The following is a 24,736-nucleotide window of genomic DNA, read 5'->3' on the forward strand; positions in this document are numbered from 1 at the left end:
CGTGAACTTGACCTCACGTCCGTGTTTCCGGGTTGGTGAGGGTCTGCTTCGTGAGGGTCAGGGTCGCGACTGAGCCTGGCGGACGGGCCCGTCCTCGAGGACGCGCGGACGGCAGGCGGCCTTGGCGGCGACCAGCAGCACGGCGATGCCGCACGTGAGGAACGCGAACGACCACTCCCAGCCCCCGGTGTTCTCGTGCAGCACACCGAAGAGAATGGGGCCGGCGCAGGCGATGGTGTACCCGACTCCCTGCGTGAAGCCGGACAGGGATGCCGAGCCGACGGCCGTGCGCGTGCGCAGATTGATGAGCGTGAGCGACATCGGGAACGTCGTCGGACCTGCACCGACCAGGATCAGCCACAGCACCGTGCCCGTCGCGGGCGCCCACAGCAGGCCCGCGAAGCCTGCGAGATAGCAGACCGCGCAGCCGATGACGATGGGATAGGGGTCGACCATCCGACTGGTGAAGGACGGCGCGAGCAGGGAACCTGCGAGACCGACCGCGGCGAACACCCCGAGCGAGGCACCGGCGGCACCCTCGCTGATGCCGGCCTCGACCAGGAGGGAGGGCAGCCACGTCAGCATCGAGTACGTGACCATGGACGTCATCGCGAACATGCCGGCCATCCCCCAGCCGAGCGAGGTGCGCCAGACCGGGACGGGCGGCGCCACCGGCTGGGCCGACGGCTCGGTGAGCGGCCCGTCGAGCTCGGCCTCCACGGCGGCGTCCTGCGCCGGAGCCTCCGCACCGCGCACCGCGGGGGCGGCGGGGCGAGTGCGTCGCGTCAGCACGATGGCGGTCCACGGCACCACGGCGGCGACGGCGGCCACACCCCACATCGCGAGCGACCAGCGCCACCCGACCGCGTCGGCGACGGGGACCGCCGTGAGCGACGGGACGATCGTGCCCAGCTGCAGGAGGCAGATGTAGACGGTGCTCATCATGGCGAGCCGGTCGGAGAAGTAGCGCTTGACCAGCGGCGGGATGACCACGTTGCCGATACCCATACCGGCCAGGGCGACCGCCGAGAGCAGCGCCAGCGACCCGAGCCCGGGGGCGAACGCCCGCGCGAAGATGCCGACACCGGTCAGAGCCGCCGCGGCGAGTGCCGTCCGCTCGAGTCCGAGACGAGTCGCGATGACCGGGGTGAGCACGCCGAACAGCGCGAACATCGCGGTCGGGAGCATCCCGAGGAGCCCGATGGCGCCGGCGCCGAACCCGAGGTCGTCGCCGATCCGGGGGAACAGCGGCGACACCGAGGTGACCGCTGCCCGAAGTGTGAACGCGGACAGGATGAGTGCCGCGAACACCAACAGCCGGCCCTGCAGTGTCGAGCGTGACCCGGGCTCGGCAGTGGTGGCGGTCGCAGTCATGGGACGAATCATAGGATGATCCGACCTGTCTGGCAAAGGACTATTAGACTGGCCGAGACCGACACCACACGAGAGAAAGACACTGACGTGCAACCCGTACGCCGACAGAGCCTCATCGGGCAGGTCACCGACCAGTTACGAGGCGAGATCGAGTCCGGGACGTGGGCCGTCGGTACGCGGATACCCACAGAACCGGAGTTGACCGAGCTGACCGGCACGGGACGCAACACCGTTCGCGAGGCCGTCCAGGCGCTGGTGCACGCGGGCATGCTCGAGCGGCGCCAGGGATCGGGCACCTACGTGCTCGCGTCGTCGGAGATGCCGTCGGCCCTCGGCAAGTACTTCTCGTCCGCGCGGCGACGCGACGTCCTGGAGCTGCGGCGGGCGCTCGACATCACCGCGGCCACACTGGCCGCCGAGCGGCGGACCGACGAGGACGTCCGGATGCTCGAGGACACCCTGGCGCATCGGACCGCACTGTGGGACGTCGACCGCACCCGGGCCCTGCATCTCGACGTGTCCCTGCACCGTGCCATCGTCGCGGCCAGCCACAACAGCATCTACCTGGAGGTCTACGACTTCCTGCTCCCCAGTATCGAGGAAACCATCCTCGACCACGACGCCGATTCCGACCGTGCGTTCCACGAGGAGCACGCGGCCCTGGTCCGAGCGGTCGTGTCCGGGGACGCCGACGCGGCGGCCACCGCCGCACGCTGCTTCTTCACCGAGCTCGCCGCGGACGGTGCCGATGATCGGGACTCCGGCGCACTGCCGACCGACTAGAGGATCAGGCGCACCAGATCGGCGGTACGGGCCAGACCGGGAAACGCCTCGGCGGTCGAGCGCGGATGCAGAGCGTGCACCGCGAGGCGGAACATCACCGCCCGCAACAACATCTGCGGCCACTCGGGGAGATCCTCCCAGCGGCCGATGAGCCCGTCGTCCGCGCCGCCCCAGGAGAGCGCGTCGACGACCACCACGGCCGCGGCCCACGACGCGGGGCGCCAGTACGGGGTGATGTCGGTGATACCGGGAGCCTGCACGCCGTCGAACAGCACCGTGCCGAACAGATCTCCGTGCACCAACTGGTCGGGCTCGCGCACCGGCCGACGCAGGGTGGCCAGCTGACCGATCACCTCGACACTGCGCACACCGTCCGGCGACGTCGGCTCCACCGCTCCCCCGGCACGCGCGGAGCGGAACGGAACCTGTTCCCACGCAGCACGATCAGCGGCGACGAACACGTCCACGTCACTCCACGGCGCGACCGGCGTCTGGGTCAGGAACCGCGGCTTCTCGAGCTGCGACGTCGCGACGTGCAGCCGGGTCGCCAGCGAGACGACCTCGTCGTGGCGGGGTTCGGGAACCCCCTCGATGTACGTGTCCGCGCGCCATCCGGACACGACGTAGCGGCCGTCGGTCGACCGCACCGGCCGTGCGAGCCGAACCCCCTCCACCGCAAGGGTTTCGCGCACCTTCGCCGACCAGGCACCGCGGGCGTGATCGGCCACCGGGGACAGGACGACGTCACCGAGACGCCAACCGCCGTCCCAGTCCGCTCCCAGAGCCACCGGCGCGACGTCTCGGAGCCCGAACGTGCCGATGACGTGCTGGGGAGGTTCCGCCGATGTCATGACGGCCACCGTACCGCCGCCGCGGTGCGAGTCCGCAGACCCCGGTGAGCGCGTGTCCCGGCACGCGTGACCGAACCCGGTGTCAGTACGTCGGGACGGTGGGGTCGACGTCGCGCGCCCACGCCTCGAGTCCGCCGCGCAGGTGGTGGACGTCGGCCATGCCGGCGGACCGCAGGACCGCGAGTGCCTCGGCTGAGCGGACACCCGTCTTGCAGTAGAGCACCACCGGCCGGTCCGTCGGCAGCGACGCGACCGCGTCACCGGCCAACACCGTCGGCAGAGGCATCAGCGTTGCGCCGTCGAGGTGCACGATGTCCCACTCGACCGGATCCCGCACGTCGATCAGTGCCACCGGGGCACCGCCGTCCAGCAGCGCGCGCACGGCCGCCGGATCGAGGTCGCCGTCCACCGAGTCCACCGACGGCAGGGGCGAGGCCACACCGCAGGACACCTCGTAGTCCTCCTCCACCTCGGACACCCGCACGCGACCGGGGTCCCGGCGCAGGGTGACCGTGCGGAAGGTCATGGTGCGCGCGTCGTAGACCAGCAGACGCCCGAGCAGCGTGTCGCCCATGCCCGTCACCAGCTTGACGGCCTCGGTCGCCATGATCGAGCCCACGACCCCGCAGAGCACGCCCAGCACGCCGGCCTCCGAACACGACGGCACAGTGCCCGGCGCGGGCGGATCCGGGTAGAGGTCCCGGTAGTCGACGCCGAGACCGCCGGGTGCGGCATCCCAGAACACGGACACCTGCCCGTCGAAGCGATAGATGGATCCCCACACGTACGGGATGCCGGCGACGGCGGCCGCGTCGTTGACGAGGTACCGCGTCGCGAAGTTGTCGGTGCCGTCCACCAGCAGGTCGTACTGGCGGAAGAGGTTCACCGCGTTGCGGGGCTCGAGCCGGACCTGGTGCAGCCGGACCTCGATGGTGGAGTCCACAGCCCGGATCGACTCGCGGGCGCTGACCGACTTCGGCCGACCGATGTCGGCCTCGCCGTGGATGATCTGTCGCTGCAGGTTGGAGGCGTCCACGTCGTCGAACTCGACGATGCCGAGGGTGCCCACGCCCGCCGAGGCGAGATACAGCAGCACGGGCGAACCCAAGCCGCCGGCACCGATCACCAGGATTCTCGCGTTGCGTAGACGCCGCTGGCCCAGCACTCCGACATCGGGTAGCAGCAGGTGTCTGCTGTACCGAGCGACCTGCTCGCGGCTCAGCTCCGGGCCCGGTTCCACCACCGGGTCGACGATCGTCATGCTCCTCGTACCTCCCCGGTCAGGCCCTGGGGTACGGCCAGGGGTTGAAGCGACAGGTCTTGCCGTCCATCGGCACCACGCCCGCAGGATCGAGTACCGCGATGTCGTCGTTCGCCGTGCCGAAGGTCTGCTGCATCATGATCGGGGCCAGGCCACCGTCGGTCTCGCAGGGCTGGTGCGCCTGGTACCCGATCGCGTGGCCTACCTCGTGGTTGATCTGGTACTGCCGATACGACCCGATGTCGCCCTGGAACGCCACGGCGCCGCGCACCCAGCGCGGCTCGTTGAGCACCACCCTGCCGATACCGGGGTTGTAGCAGGACACCTCGAGCTGGATGTCGTACCCACACGCGTCGCGGATGGTCATCTGCGACGTCAGCGAAACCCGGAAGTCCGGATCACCGGTGTCGACGCGGCGGAAGGCGAAACGCTGATCATTCGTCCAGCTCTTGGGATTGGCGAGAGTCTGGTCGACGAGGCGACCGAACGACTCGTCGCCTCCGAAGCCCGTCGTGTCCACGCCGTCCTCGATCTCGACGGTGTAGGTGAACGTGCGTTCGGTGCCCTGGCCCACCTGGTCGGTGACTCCCGGCACCACGCGCCACGTGCCTGCGCCCTGCACCGCGAACTGACCGCCGTCGGGCAGCTGACCGCTGGACACCGTCTCGGCGAAGTTCCCGTCGGCCTGCGGCGGGACACCGATGATGCCGGTGTCGTCGGTCGTGTTGCTCAGCGCGGGGAATCCGGGTGCCGAGTCCGTCGTGGACGCGGTTCCGGGATCGCGTATCGCGTCGACGACCACGAGTACCGTCACGACCGCGAGGATCGGGATCGCGTAGGCGCGCCAACCGTAGGTCGACGTGAACCGCCCCAGCCGGCTCTGCTTCCGGGCGCTGCGCTCCGGCCGTGCGGCGCGTGTGCGTCCGGGATCGACCGCGGTGGGATCCCACTGGGCGCGCAGAGGCTGATGCGAGCGTCGCGCACGGTCGTCACGCGTCGCAGGCTCTCTCTGCGGTTGCCGTCGGTCACTCACCGATCCAGGTTCTCACACGCGTCTGCGGCCTCCGGTCGGCGCGCCGGGGTATCGTCGTCACGATCCGGAAGAACTTTCATGCCGCGTAGTTCCGATGTCTGAGTGATCCTCGTCCACCGGTGTCGCGGCGGATGGGACACACGAAACACATGACAGACGTCGCCGACCGAAGCTCCTCCGTGGGCGGGACCGGGAGTGGCCGGCGCAGTGCTCGACTGCCCCGTGATGCACGCCGCGCCCAACTCCTCGCCGCTGCCGGGGAGATCTTCGTCGCCCGCGGGTACCACGCCGCGGGGATGGACGAGATCGCGGAATGCGCGGGCGTCAGCAAACCTGTTCTGTACCAGCACTTCCCCGGCAAGCTCGACCTCTACGTCGCGGTGCTGCAGAACTACGTCGACAGCCTCATCTCGGGTCTGCGCCAGGCGCTGCGGTCGACGACGGACAACCACAAGCGCGTCCGGGCCGCCGTGCTCGCGTTCTACGACTTCGTCGACAACGACAGCCAGGGATTCCGCCTGGTGTTCGAGTCGGACCTCATGGGCGATCCTCAGGTGCAGAGCCGCGTCGATCAGGCCACCGAGGCCTGCGTCGACGCCGTGTTCGACCTCGTCAGCCACGACTCCGGACTCGACCCGCACCGTGCCCGCATCCTCGCCGTCGGCCTCGTGGGCGCGAGCCAGTTCACCGCCCGCTACTGGCTCGAGGCGGATCGTCCCATCACCAAGGAGGAAGCGGTGGACACCACCGTCACCCTCGCCTGGGGTGGTCTCTCGCACGTCCCCCTGCAGTCCCAGTAGGCGACGCACCCCGGTCTCACGACCACGACGGCCCCGCACCAGCAGGTGCGGGGCCGTTCCTCGTGCGCGGTGGGCGCGTCGGTCAGGCGGTGCCGGACGACGCGAAACCGACCCGACGACTGTCGGACGGACCGATCTCCACGTACGCGAGCTTGCCCGCGGGCACCAGGAACTTGCGGCCCTTCTCGTCCACCAACGACAGCACACCCTCGCCGCCGAAGGCCTTCGAGACCAGGGTCTCCACCTCGTCGGGCGTCTGCGCGCTGTTGATGACCAATTCCCGTGGGCTGTCCGAAATTCCGATCTTGACCTCCACGGCCGACCTCCGAAACGTTGTCGCGAACCTGCTGTCCACTTCAGGTTAGAGCAGCACCGGCCGCCGGTGAGTGCGTGACGCACACGCCCACAGCGAACACCGACACGAGTCAGACGAGGCCGAGAATCGCCATCCGCTCGGAATGCCGGACCTGCATGCGGTCGAACAGCGCCACGATGCCATTGAAATCGCCCGACGCCGTCATGACCAGTTCGGTCAGCTCCTCGCGCTGCGCCAGGACGAACTGCGCCTGGGTGATGGCCTCCCCGAGCAGGCGGCGTCCCCAGAGCATCAACCGGTCCTTGTCCGCGGCACTCGCCGCGACACGCGCCACCACCTCGGTGACGACGAACTCCGAGTGGCCCGTCTCGGCGAGCACCTCGCGCACGGTGGCGGCGATGTCGTCCGGGAGGCTGTGCGCGATCTCGCGGTAGAAATCGGCGGCGAGGCCGTCGGCGACGTAGGTCTTGACGAGCACCTCCATCCACGTCGAGGGCAGCGTCGAGGCATGGTAGGCGTCGAGAGCGGCGGCGAAAGGCTCGGTGACCGACAGGACGTCCCGCCCGCGCTCCGCGAGGGCCGCCTCGAGCACCTCGAAGTGGTTCATCTCGGCGGCCGCCATGCTCGCCATGGCGATGCGGTCGCCGAGCGTCGGAGCCATCCGAGCGTCGTCGACCAACCGGTAGAACGCCGAGATCTCGCCGTACGCGAGAACGCCCAGGAGACTGATGATTCCGGGGTGATCACCCGGCACGGTTCCCCCGGTCGCAAGGCCCTCGTCGGACCCGGACGGGACGTTCGGAGTGGACCCGCCGTGCTGTGGATCCGAATCTGTTCGCATGGCTGCCGAGACTACCGTCGACACGGCTCGCGCGAGCGGAACCGCGGCGTCGGGTGCCGACCAGGTAGAATAGGTCGCGAGCACGCTCCACCGGTGCCGGCAGCAGGGACCGAGACGGTCCGCACGCCGGCCCGACGCACCGTGGTCACCTCCGTCGGAGGCGATCGCGGCGAGCACCGGGAGCCGTGCTCACGACATTGTGCGCGCACCTGATTCGTGTCTGCCGCCGATCGTGTCGCCGCATCTGCGGCCGACCCCGATCGCGCCTGTCGACGAATCGAGGGTTTCGACACCGGCCGCGGAGCGGCCTGGCCCTCGTCGTGCGTGCGAGGCGAGAGACGAGAAAGGCCGAAACACTGAGCAAGATCACTGTGGACCACGAGACCGACGACGTGGCGGAGACCACCGTCTCGGCCACCCTGGACACCACCCACACTCCCCCGACCTTCGCCGAGCTGGGCGTTCACCCCGAGATCGTCCGTGGGTTGACCGACATCGGCATCGAGCGCACGTTCGCGATCCAGGAACTCACGCTTCCCCTGGCACTCGCGGGCGACGACCTCATCGGCCAGGCCCGCACCGGCATGGGCAAGACGTTCGGCTTCGGCGTCCCGCTGCTGCACCGTCTCGCCACCGGTCCGGCCGACGGCTCGGGCACCACGGTCCTGGACGGCACCCCGCGTGCGCTGATCATCGTTCCCACGCGCGAGCTGTGCGTCCAGGTCACCTCCGACCTGGAGAACGCGTCGAAGCACCTGCACTCGGCCAACGGTCGCGTGAAGGTCATGTCGATCTACGGCGGACGGCCCTACGAGGCTCAGATCGAGACCCTGCGGACCGGCGTCGACGTCGTCGTCGGCACCCCCGGACGACTTCTCGACCTGGCCAAACAGGGCCACCTCGTCCTGGGCAAGGTCGGCGTCCTGGTGCTCGACGAGGCCGACGAGATGCTGGACCTGGGCTTCCTCCCCGACATCGAGCGCCTCATGAGCATGGTGCCGGAGAAGCGTCAGACCATGCTGTTCTCGGCGACCATGCCCGGGCCGATCATCACGCTCGCCCGCACGTTCCTCACTCGGCCGACGCACATCCGTGCCGAGGAGGCCGAGTCCTCCGCGATCCACGAGCGCACTGCCCAGCACGTCTACCGGGCACACGCACTGGACAAGGCGGAGATGGTCGCGCGGGTGCTGCAGGCCGAGGGCCGCGGCGCCACGATGATCTTCACGCGCACCAAACGCACTGCCCAGAAGGTCGCCGACGATCTGGCCGAGCGCGGATTCTCCGTCGGCGCCGTCCACGGTGATCTCGGGCAGGTCGCCCGCGAGAAGTCGCTCGCAGCGTTCCGCTCCGGCAAGATCGACGTGCTCGTCGCCACCGACGTCGCGGCGCGCGGTATCGACATCGACGACGTCACCCACGTCATCAACTATCAGTGCCCCGAGGACGAGAAGACGTACGTCCACCGCATCGGACGTACGGGTCGTGCGGGCCGCACCGGTATCGCCGTCACGCTGGTCGACTGGGACGACATCCCCCGCTGGCAGCTGATCGACAAGGCCCTCGGCCTCGACATCCCCGACCCGGTGGAGACGTACTCCAGCTCCGAGCACCTGTACGCGGAGCTGAACATCCCGCACGGCACCACGGGCAGCATCGCGAAGCGGCGCGCCGAGACTCCCGCCGCCGAGAAGACGGACACCCGCTCGAGCCGGAGCGAGAACTCCGGCCAGGCGTCGGACGGCGAGGCCACCACCACGTCGCGCCGGAGCCGGTCGCGTCGCCGCACCCGCGGCGGGGGCCACGCCGACACTGCCGCCACCGCGGACAGTTCGGCCACGACAGGCCCCGCCGAGGCGTCCGGTGACGGATCCACGTCGGACAAGCCCCGTCGTCGACGTCGTCGCCGGTCGTCCGCCGGTTCCGCGGCGCACGCCGGTGAGAACGGCGCGTCGGCGGAGGCCTCGTCGTCCGCCGGTACGTCCGACTGACCGTCACGTACCTGACGTGCTCGCTCCCGAACGGCGCACCCGCGTCGACGTGATCGCCGCTGTGGTGATCGTCGTGGTCGTCCTCGTGGGCGCCTCGGTGATCTGGTTCCGCAGCGACGCTCGCGGCACCACGTCCGTGGTCGCCGACGTGCCTCTCACCGCCCCGGCGTCGGCATTGTCGGTGCCCGAGTCGTTCTCGGAGATCTGGCGCGCCGACGACACCGGAACCGGGGCACCGACCACCGTCGGCGGAGCCGTCGTCGTCTCCACCGGCGACGCGGTGACCGGACTCGATCCCGCCACCGGCTCGCCGTCCTGGTCCTACACGCGTGACCGGGCCCTCTGCTCGGTCGTGGGGGCGTGGGACGCGGCGGTGGCGGTGTTCCGGGACGGCCGGGGATGCGGCCAGGTCACCGAGCTCGACGGGTCCACCGGAGCGCGCGAGGACCAGCGCACCAACGACGCCGACGACCCGGTCCGGTTGTCGTTCGACGGCACGTACGTGACCGAACTCGGCGCCACGCGCCTCGAACTCTGGCGCTCCGACCTCGTGCGCACACTCGAGTACGGGCGTGTCGACGCCCCGGTCAACCCGCGCAGCCAACCCCGCACCGGATGCGACCTCGTGTCGAGCGCGTCCGCGAGCACCCGCCTCGCCGTGCTGGAACGGTGTCCCGGTGAGGAAGGCCTGCGCCTGACGTCGATGAACCCCGCACCGAAGGACAACACGGTGCCCGACGTGTACGGCTCGACCATCCTGGCCGACGTCCCCGCGGACGCAGCGGCAGCACGCGTCCTCGCGGTGGTCGGGGATCGCCTCGCGGTCTACCTCCCCCCGGCCGGGAGCGAGGTCGCCCGGGTGGCACTCTTCGACGGGTCCGCCAACTTCGTCTCCGCGCAGGCCGTGACCGCCGACGTCACCACACCGTCCGCCGACGCCCTCGCATCCGACATCGTGCGTACCGGTTCCGTCGTCTCCTGGTGGACGGGCGCCGACACCGTCGGCTTCACGCAGTCCGATCTGTCACAGCGCTGGGTTCTCGCCGGAACTCTCGGCGCGGGTGCTGTGATGGCCGGTCAGCTCCTCGTCCCGGTTCCCGGCGGTATCGCGGTGGTGGATCCGGAGAACGGCGTCGCCTCCCGCACGATCGCGGTGGACCGCGGCGAGTACACCGGACCGGTCGCACTGTCCGTCCTCGGCACCAGCGTGTTCGAGCGCCGCGGTGCCGAGACCGTCGCCCTGGGCTGAGCCTCAGGCGTCGGCGTCGTACGTGGCCAGGGGTGCGCCCTCGGTCCAGTGCGCGGCCAGGTTGTCGGCGAGGTCGCGGTACGCCTGAGCGCCCTTGTTCTTACGTCCCGCGATCACCGAGGTGCCGGACGCCGACGCTTCCGCGAACCGCACGGTGCGCGGGATCGGCGGCGCGAGCACCGGGATGTCGTACCGACCGGACACGTCCGCGAGGACGTCACGGCTGTGCGTGGTGCGGGCGTCGTACAGGGTCGCGAGAGCGCCCAGGAGTGTCAGATCGGGGTTGGTGATCTGCTGGACCTCACTGACGGTGCGCAACAGCTGACCCACACCGCGGTGAGCGAGCGTCTCACACTGCAGCGGGATCAGCACGCTCGTCGCGGCCGTCAGCCCGTTCAGGGTGAGCACGCCCAGTGAGGGCGGGCAGTCCAGCACGATGACGTCGTAGTTCTCGAGGAGGGGCGCGAGGGCGCGTTTGAGGGTGTACTCGCGGCCTGGACGCATGAGCAACAGCGCCTCGGCGCCGGCCAGGTCGATGGTCGCCGGGAGCAGGTCCACACCCTCGTCCGTGCCGAGCACGGCGTCGCCCACGGGAACCCCGGCGGTGAGGACCTCGTGGATCGAGGTCTCCAGCTTGTCGGGGTTGTGCCCCAGCGAGAAGGTCAGACTTCCCTGCGGGTCGAGGTCCACCACGAGTACTCGTCGGCCCAGAGCGACGAGCGCCGCTCCCAGCGATGCCACGGTGGTCGTCTTGGCGACGCCACCCTTCTGGTTGGCCACTGCCAGGATCGTCGTCACAGCACGATCTTGGCATCACTCGGTGTGTCGAGCGACGTTCGGCCCGGCGTGGCGTGATGCCGCACCGGGCCGAACGGGGTGGACCGGAGGCCGAGCTCAGTGCAGCAACGCACCGCGCGCGACGGCGTCACCCTGGTCTGCACGCTGGAACTTCTTGCGCGGCAACAGGAGTGCGGGCACGAAGGTGAACGCGACGATGATCGTGGCCACCAGGAAGGTGCCGCCGAACGCGTCGGCTGCCTGCGCCAGTCCGGCCTGCACGGCATTCGGCCCGATCTGCTCGGCGATCGCCGGGTCACGCTGTGCCGCGATGGCGGGTCCCGCAGCCGCCCGGTCGAGCAACTGGTTGGTGAGCACCACCGAGATCACGGCCGTACCGATCGACCCGGCCGACTGCTGGATGATGTTCATCAGCGACGAACCGCGGGCGACGGACGCGTCGTCCAACGTCTGGAGCGCGGCGGTCATGATCGGCATCATCGTCGCGCCGAGTCCCAACCCCATGACGAACAGGGCGCCGAGCAGGACGACGTACGAGGTCGAGGATCCCACCTGCGTGAAGACGGCCATGCCCAGCGTCACGAACACCATGCCGGTGATCACGATCTTGCCCGGCCCGATCTTGTCGGCGAGCTGTCCGGCGATGGGCATCGACACCATCGCCCCGAGTCCCTGCGGGGCGAGCAGCAGGCCGGCCATGAGCGTGGTCTCCCCGCGGACCTGCAGGAAGTAGCTCGGGAAGATCAGGCCCGCGCCGAAGAACGCGATGGCGAACAGGCTCATCGCGATCACCGCGACGGACAGGTGACGGTTGGCGAACAGCCGGAGGTCGATCAGCGGGTGCTCGGTCCGCAGGGCGTGGCGCACGAACGCCGCGACCAGGACGAGCCCCACGACGGCGGAGACCAGTACGCGAGCCGACATCACCGTTCCGGTCTCGGGGATCGAGGAGACGCCGAACAGGAAGAGCGCGAGGCCCGGCGACAGCAGCAGCATGCCGACGAAGTCGAAGGACTGCGAGGGCTCGGGTGCGTCCTTCGGGAGGATGACCCACGCGGCCACCAGCGCCACGGCGCCGATGGGCACGTTGATCAGGAAGATCCAGTGCCAGCTCGCCGCGTCGATGAGCCACCCGCCGAGGATCGGGCCCGCGATCGGACCGAGCAGCATCGGTACGCCCAGGACGGCCATGACACGACCGATGCGCTCGGGACCGGCGGCGCGGGTCAGGATCGTCATGCCGAGCGGCATGAGCATGCCGCCGCCGAAGCCCTGCAGGACGCGGAACACGATCAGCGACGTGATGTCCCACGCGACGCTGCACAGCATCGATCCGGCGACGAACAGGATCAGCGCCAGGATGTAGAGGCGTTTGGTACCGAACCGGTCCGCGGCCCAGCCGGTCAGCGGGATGACGGTCGCGAGAGCGAGGGTGTAGCCGGTCATGGTCCAGGCGACGTTGGCGTAGGACGTCTGGAATTCGAAGGCGAAGGTCGGCAGCGCCACGCTCACGACGGTCACGTCGAGGATCGACATGATGGCGCCGATGACGATGACGGCCGCGATCTTGAGGACGGCCGCGTCCAACCCCTGACCGGTGTCGACACCACCCTGCCCGGGGGTGTTCGGGGACCCCTGCGCGCCCTGCTCGGTGCTCTGATCGGTCATGCGGAGTCTCCTGGCTGATCTGTAGCCGCCGGCATCGAGGCCGGGTGTCGCGTGATCGGACCAAGGAAGTAAACACCCCACCGGCGGCGATCACCAGCGGATTTCGCGAGACCTCCGTCACCGGGACGACCTCCGTCATCGACGCGGCGCGACCCGGGAGCATGATCGAGCCATGGCAGACCCCGACCCCCGTGACCCGGCACCCGCATCGTCCGGAGGGTCCGGGACGTCGCCGCGGCGCTCCGACGCCAGACTCGTGTTGATCCGTCACGGTCAGACGGAGTGGGCGGCGAGCGGTCGACACACCGGACGGACGGACATCGCTCTCACCGCCGACGGGGAGGACCAGGCCCGCGCCGCCGGGGACCGCATCGCGGCGCTCGGGCTCGAACGTCCCCTGGTGGTCAGCAGCCCCCGATCGCGGGCGCTGCGGACGGCGGAGCTGGCCGGACTCACCGTCGATCGGGTGTGGGACGCGCTGGTCGAGTGGGACTACGGCGACTACGAGGGCCTGACCACTCCGCAGATCCGGGAGACCGCGCCGCACTGGACCGTCTGGACGCATCCGTCACCGTCCGGCGAGACCATCGACGCCGTGTCCGCACGGGCCGATCTCGTCCTGTCCGTCGTCGTTCCCACCCTCGCCGAGCGCGACGTCGTGCTCGTCGGGCACGGCCACTTCTCCAGGTCGGTCATCGCGCGGTGGGTCGAGCAACCGGTGACAGAGGGAAAGCGCTTCGCGCTGGCGCCCGCCGGCTTCACCGTGCTGGGGTACGAGCACGAGTACCGGCAGATCCACACCCACAACGTGGATCCTCGCCTCGGTTCCTGAGCTGCCCGGCGTCGGTCGGAGAGCCGCTCAGGCGTCGTCGGTCTCGACGTAGTCGTCGGCGAGCCACCTCGTGGCGGGGCCGCTGAACAGACAGACCAGGACGCCGATGACGACGATGCCGAGCAACGAGCCCAGCACGGGCCGCCCGGAATCGGTGAGGAGCGACCAGACCACCGGGAGCAACAACAGCTGCGCGACGATCGCGATGGCGCGGCCCCAGCGGTGCCCGAGGATCAGGGCGATGCCACCGGTGAGCACGGCGCCCCCGAGTGCGGCGAACCAGATCGCGGTGCCGAAACCGTTGATGACGCTCTCGTCGGCGCCGGCGGCGCCGCGGATCACCAGGACGAGTGCCACCACGACCGCCGTGGCGCCCTGCACGGACACCAACAGGCCCGCGGCGCGCACCGGTGCCGGAACACCGGAATCGGGCAGCTTCGGACGCACCAGGCCACCCTAGAGCACACGCGCGAGGTGACCGACGGTCACGCGCCGGTGGTCGTGAGCCGCCGCCGCTCGCGTCTACTCTGAGTGATCGTGCGAGCCATCCTCATCGTCAACCCGAACGCCACGTCCACCACGGCTGCCGGCCGAGACCTGGTGGCGCATGCGCTCGCGAGCAGGGTGTCGCTCAGAGTGCTCCACACCACGCACCGTGGACACGCGAGCGAACTCGCGACCGAGGCCCGCCGGGCCGGTATCGATCTGGTGATCGTGCACGGCGGCGACGGAACGGTGAACGAGGTGGTGAACGGACTTCTCGGTGTTCCTGCCCCGACCTCCATGCAGTCGGTCACCGTGGGACCCGTGCCGCTGCTGGCGGTCGTCCCGGGCGGATCCGCCAACGTGTTCGCTCGCTCGCTGGGCATCGCGAGGGACCCGGTCGAGGCCACCAACCAGCTCATCGATCTGCTGGAGTCGGGAACGAGCAGGCGCATCGGCCTGGGGCACTGCGACAAGACATGGTTCCTGTTCAACGCCGGCCTCGGATGGGACGCGGACGTGTGCGACGCGATCGATCGAGGCCGCAAGGGCGGCGAGGCGGTCACGCCCTCGCGCTACGTCCGGACCGCGGTCACCACGTTCTTCCGCCGCAAGCGCCGCGACCCGCACCTCACCGTGGAGACCGACACCGGCGAGGCCGTGACGGGCGTTCACTTCGCGTTCGTGACCAACTCCGATCCGTGGACGTTCCTCGACGCACGCCCGGTCCGGACGAACCCCGGCACCTCGTTCGACAGCGGACTCGGCATATTCGCAATGCGATCCACGAAGGTATTCACGACGTTGCGAGTGGTCGTGCAAATGCTGTCCGGAACGTCCGGTCCGCATTCTCGGGCGCTTCTCCGAGAGGACGACGTGAAATGGATTCGCGTGCGTTCGGTGGAACCGACCGGCCTGCAGGTCGACGGCGACTACCTGGGAGAACGCACCGAGGTCGAATTCGCGTCCGCACCGGACGCCCTCGCCGTCGTGGCGCCTTTACCTGGCGATACCCCGTAGGCCAAGCTACTGTGTTTCACATCTCCCGATCCGGGTACCAGACGTCGGGTGTGAAACCAAATCGGGTCCAGTGAGCTTGGCCACCCGCACCGCGTCATCTCTTGACTTCTGCTTGGTTCGTGAAAGCATTCACAAGTAACAGTGCGGAAACATTGGTTGCCGCGCTCGCGAACTGCAGGACAACAAGCCCACGATCCGGACGTGAGTCCAGGATCAGTTATTCGACAGCGCCGTCGTGCGCTCAGTGAGGAGTAAGAGGATGGATTGGCGCCACAAGGCTATCTGTCGCGACGAGGACCCGGAACTGTTCTTCCCGGTGGGAAACAGCGGCCCGGCACTCGCACAGATCGCTGATGCCAAGGTCGTGTGCAACCGGTGCCCCGTCACCGCGGACTGCCTGTCCTGGGCTCTCGAGTCCGGTCAGGACGCGGGCGTCTGGGGCGGCCTGAGCGAGGACGAGCGTCGCGCGCTGAAGCGTCGTAACGCGCGTACCCGCGCACGCTCGGCGGTCTGACACAGCTAGTGAGACGCACGCAGGCCCGGCACCGCATGGTGCCGGGCCTTTTGTGTGTCCGACGGGGCAGCCAGTGTCAGCCGCGTGGTTCTCGGCGTCCGAGCGGGACGCGGAGCTCGGCAGCGGTTCCCCCGTCCGGCCCGGCCGCGACGCTGATGGTGCCGCCCAACTCCACCGTGACGAGTGTCGAGACGATCTGCAGTCCCAGCCGGTCGGACGCCGACGCGTCGAAGTCGTCGGAGACTCCACGGCCGTCGTCGCGCACGGTGACCTCCAGCATGCGGGAGGACCGTCGGGACTCGATGGTCACACGGCCTCGCGCACCCGGATCGAACCCGTGCTCGAGCGAGTTCTGGACCAGCTCGGTGAGCACCATGACCAGCGGGGTCGCCCGTTCGGCCGGGAACACACCCAGGCTGCCCTCGCGACCGACGGTGACGTCCGCGGACAGCGAGCCGATGTCGACCATGACGGGAACCAGGCGGTCGACCACCTCGTCCAGGTCGACGACCTCGTCCACCGACGTCGACAGCACGTCGTGGACGAGGGCGATGGAGGTGACCCGGCGGACCGACTCGCTCAGCGCGACCTTGGCCTCGTCGTTGTCGGTCCGGCGAGCTTGCAGACGCAGGAGAGCAGCGACGGTCTGCAAGTTGTTCTTGACCCGGTGATGGATCTCGCGGATGGTCGCGTCCTTGCTCAGCAGCGCGCGATCGCGACGCTTCACCTCGGTGACGTCCCGGACCAGCACCAGAGCGCCCACGGACGTGCCGGCCGGGCGCAGCGGAACCGTGCGCAGCAGCACGGTGGCACCGCGAGCGTCCACCTCCATCCGTCGTCCCCCGGCGGACGTGACGGCCGCTCCGATGGTGGCGGCGATCTCTTCCGCGTCGAAGGGATCGGTGACGAGCGACCGGGTCGACGCAGCGAGGTCGTGGCCGGGGAGATCTGCCGTCAACCCCATCCGGTGGTAGGCGGACACCGCGTTGGGGCTCGCGTAGGTGACCATGCCGGCGGTGTCGAGGCGGATGAACCCGTCGCCGACGCGTGGGCTCGAGTTGACGTCCGTCTTCTCGGACGGCGAGGGGAACGACCCCTCCGCGATCATGTCGGAGAGGTGGTGGGCGCAGTCGCGGTACGCGGCCTCCAGCAAGCTCGGCGGTCGGCCGGAGACCGGCGCGGAGTCACGCGTCAGCACGGCGACCACGCGGCCGTCGACGCGCACGGGAACGGCGTCGTGGGGCGGACCCTGATCGTCGGGGAGGCGACCACCGCCGCGCACGATCGACGCCGTGCGCAGGCACTCCGCGACCTCGGGATGTTCGGTCTCCCCGACCACCGCACCGACCGTGTCCGACGGGATCACCGTGGGGGCCGTCGTCGGACGACACTGCGCGACGCACACCACCGTCGCCGTGTCCGACGACGTCACCGCACGCGATCCGGGATGGTCGACGGGCACCCAGAGCAGCAGGTCCGCGAAGGAGATGTCCGCGAGGATCTGCCACTCCCCCACGACGCGTTGCAGATGATCGACCGCCGTACCCGGCAGGTCGGTGTGCTCGGCGAGCATCTCGGACAGCGTGGACACGACGAATCACCCTGTCCCGGTGCGGCGTCGGCTGATCAGAGTGGTGACCGGATCAGGAGATGACGGCGATCAGGTCGCCCTGCTGGATGACGTCGCCCACGGCGACTCCGATGGACGTCACGGTGCCCGCGGACTCGGCGAGCACGGGAATCTCCATCTTCATCGACTCGAGCACCACCACGGCGTCGCCCTCGTTCACGTGATCGCCCTCGGCGACGACGATCTGGAACACCGTCGACACCATCTCGGCTCGGACGTCCTCGGCCATCACGGTCCCCCTGTTCCGTTCCGCTCGTCTGCACGCGCGTGTCGACTCGTTCGGTGAACGGACCACGCCGGAGGCACGGCCGCTCGTCGTACAGCCAACCACACGTGAGAAACTGGGTGGAACAGGAAGGAGATCCACCATGGGCAAGCGAGGACGCAAGAAGCGCAGCCGTAAGGGAAATGCAGCCAACCACGGCAAGCGCCCCAACAGCTGATCACGAGCACCACACGACGAAGGGCCGGGACGCCCAGCGTCCCGGCCCTTCGTCGTGTAGGCGGTCAGTCCTCGGTGGCGGTGATGGTCACCGACCGCCGGATCTCCAGCGTCAGGCGCTCCCGCAGGCCTTCCGGAGCCCGCTCGCCGCCGCACTTGCGGCCGACCAGAGACTTGATCTTCTCCTCGATGCCGTACTGCGCGAGGCACGAACCGCAACTGTCGAGGTGACGCTGCACGCGCTGCCTGCTGGCCTCGTCGCACTCGTTGTCGAGCAACGTCCACACGTCGGCGATGACGGCCGAGCAGTCCAGGTCCTCGAACTCGTTGCCGCTCATCGTGCTACCTCCTCGGTCGCCGCGGCGGACCGGTTGAATCCACGGTCGCGAGCGACCTCCGCCAGTTCGTTGCGCAGTTGCTTGCGGCCGCGGTGCAACCGCGACATCACGGTGCCGATGGGCGTGCCCATGATCTCGGCGATCTCCTTGTACGGGAATCCCTCGACGTCGGCGTAGTACACCGCCATGCGGAACTCCTCGGGCAACGCCTGCAGCGCCGCCTTGATGTCGTCGTCGGGCAGGGCGTCCAGCGCCTCGACCTCGGCCGACCGTAGACCGGTGGACGAGTGCTCAGCGGTGGCCGCGAGCTGCCAGTCGGTGATCTCGTCCGTCGGGTACTGCGCCGGCTGGCGCTGCTTCTTCCGGTACGAGTTGATGTAGGTGTTGGTCAGAATCCGGTAGAGCCACGCCTTGAGGTTCGTGCCCTCGCGGAAGCTCTTGAACGCCGTGTACGCCTTGACGTACGTCTCCTGGACCAGGTCCTCGGCATCGGACGGGTTCCGCGTCATCCGCAGGGCCGCGCCGTACAGCTGGTCGAGCAGCGGGAGCGCGTCACGCTCGAACCGCGCCGTCAGATCCGCAGCGTTCTCCCGCGAGCGGATGCCGTCCTCCGTCTCGAGGATCGCAGGATCGACGGCGCCCGTCGTGGTGCCGGTCTCGGTCTGTGGCTGATCCGTCACGCTGGCCCCTCTCGTGTGCCCCGCGGCGACCGCCCCGTCCTCCGAGGTGTCGACCTCGGACGTCCGGGAACCGGTGAGCTCACCGTGGTCGTCCGGACTCCACTTTACCGATGGGATCACCACCACATTCGTCAGCGTCGCCGAGAGCCTCTCGGCTCCGGAGCGCTCCGGTGCAACGACGTTCACACGCCCTCCTCCGTCGAGCGGCGGCGCACAGTGCGCGCCGTCCTGATGCTGCGTGCAACAGCCGTGGCCGCCGTCGTGTTCCCCCCGCTGCCGGACCGTCTCCGCGAGTACGGCCAGAATGTCGTGTACCAGCAGCCGATCACGACGTTCTCGACGTACTCGCGGGGCGGGTGATCACGGTGGGAAGGGACCACGACGCCATGGCCGGATCGGCTACTCCCGCGACGACGATGCTGACGCGGCTCGGAATCGAGTTCACCGTCCACGCCTACGAGCACGACCGCGGCACCGAGCAGTACGGCGACGAGGCGGTCGACGCACTGTCCGGCGGCCTCGGTGTGTCGGCGGATCGGGTGTTCAAGACCCTGGTCGTGTCGACGGGCTCCTCGTTGGCGGTCGCGGTTCTTCCCGTGCCGGACAAGCTCGCCGTGAAGTCCGTCGCCGCTGCCCTCGGGGCGAGCAAGGTGTCGATGGCCGATCCCGCAGCCGTGCGCCGGTCGACGGGCTACGTCCTGGGGGGCGTCTCCCCGCTCGGTCAGCGCACGCCCCTGCCCACGGTCGTCGACACGTCGGCACTCGGGCACTCGACCCTCTTCTGCAGCGGCGGTCGGCGCGGTCTGGAGATCGAACTCTCCGCACAGGATCTCGTCCGGGCCACCGCCGCGACCGTCGCGGACATCCGACGCGCGTCCGCCAGTGAGAGACTGTGACCGTGACGTCCTGGATCGCGCCCCTCGCCCCGCAGCCCGTCCGTGCGACCGTCGACCTCCCGGGGTCGAAGTCGATCACCAATCGCGCCCTGATCCTCGCGGCGCTCGCGGACGGACCGTCGACGGTGACCGGCGCTCTGCGCAGCCGTGACACCGATCTGATGATCGATGCGCTGCGCACCCTGGGTGCTGTCGTGCAGTCCCCCGACGACGACGGGACGACGGTGCGGGTCACCCCCGGACCCGGCCGCGGCGGCGACGTGGACTGCGGGCTGGCCGGCACCGTCATGCGCTTCGTTCCCCCCGTGGCCGCGCTGGCCACCGGTCGCTCGCGCTTCGACGGCGACGAGCACGCCCGCTCGCGCCCGCAGCAGACCATTCTCGACGCGCTCCGCGCCCTCGGTGTTCCCGTGAGCGGGGACCGGTTGCCGTTCGTCGTCGACGGCACGGGCCGGGTCCGCGGGGGCACGGTCCGACTGGACGCGTCCGGGTCGTCCCAGTTCGTTTCGGGGCTCCTGCTCTCGGCGGCGCGGTTCGACGAGGGCCTCGTCGTCGAGCACGTCGGTCCCCCGGTGCCGTCGATGCCTCACATCGACATGACGGTGGAGATGCTGCGCGAGAGCGGGATCGAGGTGGAGACTCCCGAGGACTCGGGCGTTCCGAACCGGTGGCGCGTGCATCCCGGCGCCGTGGCTCCGGTCGACCGTGTCGTGGAACCGGACCTGTCCAACGCGACCCCGTTCCTCGCCGCGGCGGCCGTCACGGGCGGTGAGGTGACCGTGCCCCGGTGGCCTGCCCGGACGACGCAGCCCGGTGACGCGTTCCGCGACATCCTCACGTCGATGGGGGCCGAGGTGTTGCTCACTGCCGAGTCGCTCACGGCGCGGGGGCCCGAGAAGCTCGAGGGCGTCGACGTGGACCTGCACGACATCGGCGAGCTGACCCCCACGGTCGCGGCGATGGCGGCCCTGGCCGGGTCCCCCTCGCGCCTGCGCGGGATCGCCCATCTGCGCGGGCACGAGACGGATCGGCTCGCCGCACTCACGGCGGAACTCGGTGCTCTGGGCTGCGGTGTCGAGGAGACCGAGGACGGCCTGATCATCGAGCCGGCGCCGCTGCACGGCGGACCCTGGCGGGCGTACGCCGACCATCGCATGGCCACGGCGGGCGCCGTGATCGGTCTGGTCGTCCCGAGCGTCGAGGTCGACGACATCGACTCCACCGCCAAGACGCTGCCGGGGTTCGCGACCCTCTGGAGCGCCATGCTGGCCGGAGGTGGTGCACGCTGATCCGGCGGGTGTACGACGAGTCGGACGTCCGCGTCCGGCCGGGCAAGGGCACGCGCCCACGAACGAAGACGCGGCCCACCCACGCCGATGCCTCGGACGCGATGGTGGTGTCGGTGGATCGCGGCCGGTGGGGTTGCGTGATCGACAACGATCCCGAGCGCCTCGTGGTCGCCATGCGAGCGCGCGAGCTGGGCCGGACCCCGATCGTCGTCGGTGACGCGGTGGGCATCGTCGGCGACGTCTCGGGACGCGTCGACGCCCTGGCCCGCATCGTCCGCGTGGACGAACGACGAACGGTGCTGCGGCGCACCGCCGACGACACGGATCCGTACGAGCGTGTCGTGGTGGCCAACGCGGACCAGCTGCTGATCGTGGTGGCGTTGGCCGACCCGCCACCCCGCTCGGGCTTCGTCGAGCGCGCGATGGTGGCAGCGTTCGTGGGTGGTCTCCGACCCGTGCTGTGTCTGACGAAGGACGACTTGGCGTCGTCCGACGAGTTCGCCGCCGTCTTCGCCGACCTCGACGTGCCGGTGGTGATGGTGGGCCGGGACCGTCCGCTGGACGAGCTCCTGGCGATGATCACCGGGAAGTCGTCCGCGCTGATCGGCCACTCGGGGGTGGGCAAGTCGACCTTGGTGAACCGGCTGGTGCCGGAGGCACATCGCGCCGTCGGCATCGTCTCCGGCGTCGGCAAGGGACGGCACACGTCGACTCAGTCGGTGTCGCTGCATCTTCCGGGTGGAGGCTGGGTCATCGACACTCCCGGTATCCGGTCCTTCGGGCTGGCCCACATCTCGCCGGAGGATGTCGTCGCGGCGTTCTCGGACCTCGCCGTCACCATCGAGGACTGCCCGCGCGGCTGCACACACCTCGGGCCGCCGGCCGACCCGGAGTGCGCTCTGGACACCCTGACAGGACAGCAGGCGAACCGCGTCGCCGCGGTTCGCCTGCTGTTGGTGGCCGTGATGTCGAACGACTCCTACTGACGGAGCTCCGACCGATCGATCAGCGCGAGAGCAGCTTTCGCAGTCCCGTGCCGCCCTTACCCTGCTTGATCGCGCTCAGCAGACCGGAACGACGTCCGGTCACCGGGTCGACCGTCGAGGTGACGTTGCCCCCGAACTTGCGCTCGGATGCCGTCTCCGGTGCGTCGTCCGCCGTGGCCTTGAGGTACTTGTCGGGGAGCGACAGCTTCGCGATGGTGCGCCAGGACTTGCCGTACTGGGCGAGGAAAGGCCCTGTGGTGTACGGCAGGTCGTACTTCTCGCACAGTTCGCGGACCCGCACACTGATCGCGGCGAGCCGGTTGCTCGGCAGATCGGGGAACACGTGGTGCTCGATCTGGTAGCAGAGGTTGCCTGACATGAAGGCGAGGGTCGGTCCGGCGTGGAAGTTGGCGCTGCCCAACATCTGTCGGAGGTACCACTGCCCCTGCGTCTCGTCCTGGAGGTCGTGGCGCGTGAACTTCTCCGCACCGTCCGGGAAGTGACCACAGAAGATGACGGCGTTCGTCCAGATGTTACGGATGACGTTCGCCATGATGTTGGCGGTCAACGTCTTTCGGTAGGACGCGGCGGGCGACAGCGACGTGATGGCCGGCGTGATCGCATAGTCCTTCAGCATCTGGCGGCCGACCTTGTCGCCGACCTCCTTCAGCTTGCGTCGCGTCTCCTCCTTGGGCACACGGCCTTTCACGGCCTTGCCCAGCTCGAGATGCTGTACCGCCACGCCGTACTCGAACAGGAGCATCAGCAGCGTGTTGTACACGAGGTTGCCGGCATTGAACGGGACCCACTTGCGGTCACGCGTGACGCGGATGAGGCCGTAGCCCACGTCGTCGTCCATGCCCAGCACGTTGGTGTACTTGTGATGGATGTAGTTGTGGGTCTGCTTCCAGTGCTCGGACGGACCGGTGTTGTCCCATTCCCACGAGGTGGAATGGATCTCCGGGTCGTTCATCCAGTCCCACTGGCCGTGCATGACGTTGTGGCCGAGCTCCATGTTCTCGACGATCTTCGAGACACCGAGCATCGCGCTACCGGCCCACCACGCGGCGCGGTGGTTGCTGGCGAGCATCGTGGTGCGGCCGAGGGCCTCGAGGGAGCGCTGGAAACGGATGGTGTTGCGGATGTACCGCGCATCCTTCTCGCCGCGCGACTCTTCGATCTCCCGACGCAACGCGTCGAGTTCATGGCCCAGCGCCTCGACGTCGGCCTCGGTGAGGTGGGCATATTCCTTGACGTCGGAAATCGCCATGTGGTCACTCCTCGGCAGGTGGTCGATGCCCGTGTGGGCCTGACCGTGGTTACTCTACCGGAAGTTACGCACCCGTAGGTTACGCCGTCGTATCTGTGACCCGCTTCACTGCCTGACGCGCCTCGAGCCGCGCCTCGTGCAGGGCCGACCGCAGTCCGCGCTTGCGACCGGTGACCGGATCGAACCGCACCCGGTCCACGACGGAGGAGCCGGGGCTCTGGAAACGGCGCTCCGAACTGGTCTCCGGCGCATCGTCCGACGTGCGACGAAGCAGCTGGTCGGGCAGCGACAGCTTGAAGATGGTGCGCAGCGCCTTCCAGTACTGGGTCGCCAGGTTGCCGGTGGTGTACGGCAGGTCGTACTTGTCGCACAGCGCGCGCACCCGGACGGCCACCTCGGCGTACCGATTGCTCGGCAGGTCCGGGAACAGGTGATGCTCGATCTGGTAGCAGAGGTTGCCGCTCATGAAGGCCATCGTGGGGCCGGCCGTGAAGTTGGCGCTGCCGAGCATCTGCCGGAGGTACCACTCCTCGTGGGTCTCCGTCTCGAACTGGCCCATCGTGAACTTCTCGGCGCCGTCCGGGAAGTGACCGCAGAAGATCACGGCGTACGCCCACAGGTTCCGCACCACGTTGGCGGTGAGGTTCGCCCCGAGTGCACGACGCCACGCCGGACCCGCGAGCAGCGGGAAGAGCACGAAATCCTTGCCGACCTGCGACGCGACCTTCCGAGCGAACTCCTTGTTCGGCTCCGAGAGCAGCTGCGTCGCGGGAACACCGGCCTCGAGCTTCGCCGCGTCCAGGTCGTGCAGAGCGATGCCCCACTCGAACGTCAGTGCCAGCACCAGGTTGCCCAGGGGCTGCACCAGGTTGCGTGGCCGCCACTTCTCGTCGCGGGTCATCCGGAGGATCCCGAAGCCCACGTCGTGGTCCATGCCGACGATGTTGGTGTACGTGTGATGCGAGTAGTTGTGCGCACGCTTCCAGTGCGCGGACGGACCGGTCTGGTCCCACTCCCACGAGGTGGAGTGGATCTCCGGATCGTTCATCCAGTCCCACTGACCGTGAGAGACGTTGTGGCCCAACTCCATGTTCTCGATGATCTTGCTGGCCGCCAGCAGACCTGCGCCCACCAGCGCGGCCGAGCGCCAGCGGGAACCCATGATCGCGAGCCGTCCGCCGACCTCGAGCGCGCGCTGCAGCGCGATGGTGCGGCGGATGTACTCCGCGTCCTTGCGTCCTCGGGTGTCCTCGACGTCCCGACGGATGGCATCGAGTTCACGACCGAGGGACTCGATGTCCTCGTCGGTCAGATGTGCGAACTCCAAGATGTCCGTGATGGCCATGCTGGTCTACTCCCCGGATCGCGGTATGCCGTTCCTCGCACCGATT

27 protein-coding genes are annotated in these 24,736 nt (G+C 69.2%); 12 read left to right on the forward strand and 15 right to left on the reverse strand.

The window, feature by feature from the left end:
- Positions 1-57: 57 nt before the first annotated feature.
- Positions 58-1,374: an MFS transporter gene (locus OHB23_RS16370; protein ID WP_056447820.1), complete on the reverse strand. Its 1,317-nt coding sequence runs from the start codon at positions 1,372-1,374 to the stop codon at positions 58-60.
- Between the two features lie 87 nt (positions 1,375-1,461).
- Between OHB23_RS16370 and OHB23_RS16375 the strand changes: the two genes are divergently transcribed.
- Positions 1,462-2,157 carry a FadR/GntR family transcriptional regulator gene (locus OHB23_RS16375; RefSeq protein WP_328809909.1) on the forward strand — a complete coding sequence of 232 codons (696 nt, stop codon included), beginning with the start codon at positions 1,462-1,464 and terminating at the stop codon, positions 2,155-2,157.
- Here OHB23_RS16375 and OHB23_RS16380 read toward each other — a convergent pair.
- From OHB23_RS16380 to OHB23_RS16390, 3 genes are all read right to left on the reverse strand, one after another.
- The gene (locus OHB23_RS16380) at positions 2,154-3,008 is read right to left on the reverse strand and encodes a TIGR02569 family protein (RefSeq protein WP_027506841.1); all 855 of its coding nucleotides are present in this window, start codon (positions 3,006-3,008) and stop codon (positions 2,154-2,156) included. The two genes, OHB23_RS16375 and OHB23_RS16380, sit on opposite strands and share 4 nt — an antisense overlap.
- An 82-nt stretch (positions 3,009-3,090) precedes the next feature.
- Complete coding sequence (moeB, locus tag OHB23_RS16385) at positions 3,091-4,269, reverse strand: molybdopterin-synthase adenylyltransferase MoeB (protein ID WP_328809910.1); 1,179 nt, start codon at positions 4,267-4,269, stop codon at positions 3,091-3,093.
- A 19-nt stretch (positions 4,270-4,288) separates the two neighbouring features.
- Positions 4,289-5,302, reverse strand: coding sequence for a DUF3152 domain-containing protein (locus OHB23_RS16390; protein WP_051613603.1), 1,014 nt, complete (start codon positions 5,300-5,302; stop codon positions 4,289-4,291).
- 149 nt (positions 5,303-5,451) lie between these two features.
- Here OHB23_RS16390 and OHB23_RS16395 point away from each other — a divergent pair, with 149 nt between their 5' ends.
- Entirely contained in the window at positions 5,452-6,102 is a 651-nt protein-coding gene (locus OHB23_RS16395) for a TetR/AcrR family transcriptional regulator (protein WP_027506843.1), read from the forward strand.
- Between the two features lie 82 nt (positions 6,103-6,184).
- Here OHB23_RS16395 and OHB23_RS16400 read toward each other — a convergent pair whose 3' ends face one another.
- Both OHB23_RS16400 and OHB23_RS16405 read right to left on the reverse strand, forming a co-directional pair.
- On the reverse strand, positions 6,185-6,418 hold the full coding sequence (locus tag OHB23_RS16400; protein WP_027506844.1) for a DUF3107 domain-containing protein: 234 nt from the start codon (positions 6,416-6,418) through the stop codon (positions 6,185-6,187).
- 109 nt (positions 6,419-6,527) lie between these two features.
- Positions 6,528-7,259: a ferritin-like fold-containing protein gene (locus OHB23_RS16405; protein WP_051613614.1), complete on the reverse strand. Its 732-nt coding sequence runs from the start codon at positions 7,257-7,259 to the stop codon at positions 6,528-6,530.
- A gap of 320 nt (positions 7,260-7,579) precedes the next feature.
- Here OHB23_RS16405 and OHB23_RS16410 point away from each other — a divergent pair, with 320 nt between their 5' ends.
- Together OHB23_RS16410 and OHB23_RS16415 are read left to right on the forward strand one after the other, a co-directional pair.
- On the forward strand, positions 7,580-9,250 hold the full coding sequence (locus OHB23_RS16410; protein ID WP_328809911.1) for a DEAD/DEAH box helicase: 1,671 nt from the start codon (positions 7,580-7,582) through the stop codon (positions 9,248-9,250).
- Positions 9,251-9,266: 16 nt separating this feature from the next.
- The gene (locus OHB23_RS16415) at positions 9,267-10,499 is read left to right on the forward strand and encodes an Rv3212 family protein (RefSeq protein WP_222638668.1); all 1,233 of its coding nucleotides are present in this window, start codon (positions 9,267-9,269) and stop codon (positions 10,497-10,499) included.
- Between the two features lie 3 nt (positions 10,500-10,502).
- Here the strand turns inward: OHB23_RS16415 and OHB23_RS16420 are convergent, their stop codons facing one another.
- The gene (locus OHB23_RS16420) at positions 10,503-11,297 is read right to left on the reverse strand and encodes a ParA family protein (RefSeq protein ID WP_222627106.1); all 795 of its coding nucleotides are present in this window, start codon (positions 11,295-11,297) and stop codon (positions 10,503-10,505) included.
- A gap of 96 nt (positions 11,298-11,393) precedes the next feature.
- Entirely contained in the window at positions 11,394-12,965 is a 1,572-nt protein-coding gene (locus tag OHB23_RS16425; RefSeq protein ID WP_328809912.1) for a DHA2 family efflux MFS transporter permease subunit, read from the reverse strand.
- A 172-nt stretch (positions 12,966-13,137) separates the two neighbouring features.
- Here OHB23_RS16425 and OHB23_RS16430 point away from each other — a divergent pair, with 172 nt between their 5' ends.
- Positions 13,138-13,797, forward strand: a complete 660-nt coding sequence (locus OHB23_RS16430; protein WP_081821426.1) for an acid phosphatase — start codon at positions 13,138-13,140, stop codon at positions 13,795-13,797.
- A gap of 27 nt (positions 13,798-13,824) precedes the next feature.
- Here the strand turns inward: OHB23_RS16430 and OHB23_RS16435 are convergent, their stop codons facing one another.
- On the reverse strand, positions 13,825-14,247 hold the full coding sequence (locus OHB23_RS16435; RefSeq protein WP_027506850.1) for a hypothetical protein: 423 nt from the start codon (positions 14,245-14,247) through the stop codon (positions 13,825-13,827).
- Positions 14,248-14,334: 87 nt separating this feature from the next.
- Between OHB23_RS16435 and OHB23_RS16440 the strand changes: the two genes are divergently transcribed.
- On the forward strand, positions 14,335-15,300 hold the full coding sequence (locus OHB23_RS16440; protein ID WP_027506851.1) for a diacylglycerol/lipid kinase family protein: 966 nt from the start codon (positions 14,335-14,337) through the stop codon (positions 15,298-15,300).
- A gap of 259 nt (positions 15,301-15,559) precedes the next feature.
- On the forward strand, positions 15,560-15,814 hold the full coding sequence (locus tag OHB23_RS16445) for a WhiB family transcriptional regulator (protein WP_328809913.1): 255 nt from the start codon (positions 15,560-15,562) through the stop codon (positions 15,812-15,814).
- 76 nt (positions 15,815-15,890) lie between these two features.
- Here the strand turns inward: OHB23_RS16445 and OHB23_RS16450 are convergent, their stop codons facing one another.
- Both OHB23_RS16450 and OHB23_RS16455 read right to left on the reverse strand, forming a co-directional pair.
- The gene (locus tag OHB23_RS16450) at positions 15,891-17,405 is read right to left on the reverse strand and encodes a sensor histidine kinase (protein WP_222627108.1); all 1,515 of its coding nucleotides are present in this window, start codon (positions 17,403-17,405) and stop codon (positions 15,891-15,893) included.
- Positions 17,406-17,457: 52 nt separating this feature from the next.
- Entirely contained in the window at positions 17,458-17,673 is a 216-nt protein-coding gene (locus tag OHB23_RS16455) for a biotin/lipoyl-binding carrier protein (protein WP_027506854.1), read from the reverse strand.
- Between the two features lie 139 nt (positions 17,674-17,812).
- Between OHB23_RS16455 and OHB23_RS22945 the strand changes: the two genes are divergently transcribed.
- Positions 17,813-17,887 carry a 50S ribosomal protein bL37 gene (locus OHB23_RS22945; protein WP_110293457.1) on the forward strand — a complete coding sequence of 25 codons (75 nt, stop codon included), beginning with the start codon at positions 17,813-17,815 and terminating at the stop codon, positions 17,885-17,887.
- 64 nt (positions 17,888-17,951) lie between these two features.
- On the opposite strand, the gene rsrA is transcribed toward OHB23_RS22945, so the two are convergent.
- Positions 17,952-18,224, reverse strand: a complete 273-nt coding sequence (gene rsrA / locus OHB23_RS16460; RefSeq protein ID WP_027506855.1) for a mycothiol system anti-sigma-R factor — start codon at positions 18,222-18,224, stop codon at positions 17,952-17,954.
- Complete coding sequence (locus OHB23_RS16465) at positions 18,221-18,847, reverse strand: sigma-70 family RNA polymerase sigma factor (RefSeq protein ID WP_037186858.1); 627 nt, start codon at positions 18,845-18,847, stop codon at positions 18,221-18,223. The genes rsrA and OHB23_RS16465 overlap by 4 nt, the downstream gene beginning before the upstream one ends.
- Positions 18,848-19,135: 288 nt before the next feature.
- Between OHB23_RS16465 and OHB23_RS16470 the strand changes: the two genes are divergently transcribed.
- Genes OHB23_RS16470 through rsgA form a run of 4 tightly spaced genes read left to right on the forward strand, consistent with a single transcriptional unit; the run spans position 19,136 to position 22,075 of the window.
- Positions 19,136-19,264, forward strand: a complete 129-nt coding sequence (locus OHB23_RS16470) for a hypothetical protein (RefSeq protein ID WP_261776164.1) — start codon at positions 19,136-19,138, stop codon at positions 19,262-19,264.
- Between the two features lie 26 nt (positions 19,265-19,290).
- Entirely contained in the window at positions 19,291-19,800 is a 510-nt protein-coding gene (locus OHB23_RS16475) for an aminoacyl-tRNA deacylase (RefSeq protein ID WP_328809914.1), read from the forward strand.
- Positions 19,801-19,802: 2 nt separating this feature from the next.
- A complete protein-coding gene (gene aroA, locus OHB23_RS16480; RefSeq protein ID WP_328809915.1) occupies positions 19,803-21,089 on the forward strand; it encodes a 3-phosphoshikimate 1-carboxyvinyltransferase in 1,287 nt (428 codons plus the stop codon).
- 8 nt (positions 21,090-21,097) lie between these two features.
- Positions 21,098-22,075: a ribosome small subunit-dependent GTPase A gene (gene rsgA / locus OHB23_RS16485; protein WP_328809916.1), complete on the forward strand. Its 978-nt coding sequence runs from the start codon at positions 21,098-21,100 to the stop codon at positions 22,073-22,075.
- Between the two features lie 19 nt (positions 22,076-22,094).
- Here the strand turns inward: rsgA and OHB23_RS16490 are convergent, their stop codons facing one another.
- A complete protein-coding gene (locus OHB23_RS16490; RefSeq protein WP_027506859.1) occupies positions 22,095-23,345 on the reverse strand; it encodes a fatty acid desaturase family protein in 1,251 nt (416 codons plus the stop codon).
- A gap of 79 nt (positions 23,346-23,424) precedes the next feature.
- Complete coding sequence (locus tag OHB23_RS16495) at positions 23,425-24,690, reverse strand: fatty acid desaturase family protein (RefSeq protein ID WP_328809917.1); 1,266 nt, start codon at positions 24,688-24,690, stop codon at positions 23,425-23,427.
- Positions 24,691-24,736: the final 46 nt, after the last annotated feature.

Origin of the sequence: Rhodococcus sp. NBC_00294 (genome assembly GCF_036163995.1) — a bacterium.
Lineage (GTDB): Bacteria > Actinomycetota > Actinomycetes > Mycobacteriales > Mycobacteriaceae > Rhodococcoides.